The 869-nt window shown below is 38.4% G+C and carries 1 pseudogene; it reads left to right on the top strand.

Features of this window, described 5'->3' with window-relative positions:
- Positions 1-869: pseudogene (locus tag WGMM_RS01025) on the top strand (MutS-related protein); the annotation flags it as partial.

Genomic DNA, 869 nt, shown 5'->3' with positions numbered 1-869 from the left:
AACCAAACTCCGTGAATCTTATCGCGACCTAACTGGTATTGCCGCACTTAAAATATTACATAACAACATACTCGGTTATTACGTTGAAGTGTCGGCAAATCACAAAATAACTTCGGATATATTTATTCATAGACAAAGCTTAGCAAATAGCATGCGCTACACTACTAATGAATTGAAAGAACTAGAAAATAAAATTCTTACGGCAACCGTGATGCTGCAATCGGCTTAGAAATGAAAATTTTTAGTGAACTGTGTAGTGAAGTCGCTAAAGAATCTGAAAAAATTGCTCTTGCTGCAAATGCTTTGGCAAAACTTGATATTAGAACCGCATTTGCAGAGCTTGCAGTGCAAAATAATTACGTAAAACCCATTATTGATGACAGCAAAGAGTTCAATATCTGTAGCGGAAGACACCCAGTGGTTGAAGTTAACGATAAATTCATTGCAAATAGCATCAATTTAGCTGGTATACATCTAATTACTGGTCCTAATATGGCTGGAAAAAGCACTTTCTTGAGGCAAAACGCTCTCATTGCAATTTTAGCTCACATGGGGTCATTTGTGCCAGCAGAGAGTGCACATATTGGAGTGATTGACAAGATATTCAGCAGGGTTGGCGCAACGGATAATATAACAGCTGGTTGTTCTACCTTCATGGTAGAGATGATCGAAACAGCAACGATAGTAAATCAGGCAACGGACCGTTCCTTGGTGATACTTGATGAAATTGGTAGGGGCACAGGGGTGTATGATGGATTATCTATTGCACAGGCGGTGATTGAACATATTCACAATGTAAATAAGTGCCGCGCCATTTTTGCAACTCATTATCATGAATTAACTAAAGTAAGCAAATACTTGAAGAACGT

Origin of the sequence: Wolbachia endosymbiont of Glossina morsitans morsitans, from assembly GCF_000689175.1 — a bacterium.
GTDB lineage: Bacteria > Pseudomonadota > Alphaproteobacteria > Rickettsiales > Anaplasmataceae > Wolbachia > Wolbachia pipientis.
Note: the sequence above shows the minus strand (reverse complement) of the source record. Positions and strands in the feature narration are given on the sequence as shown.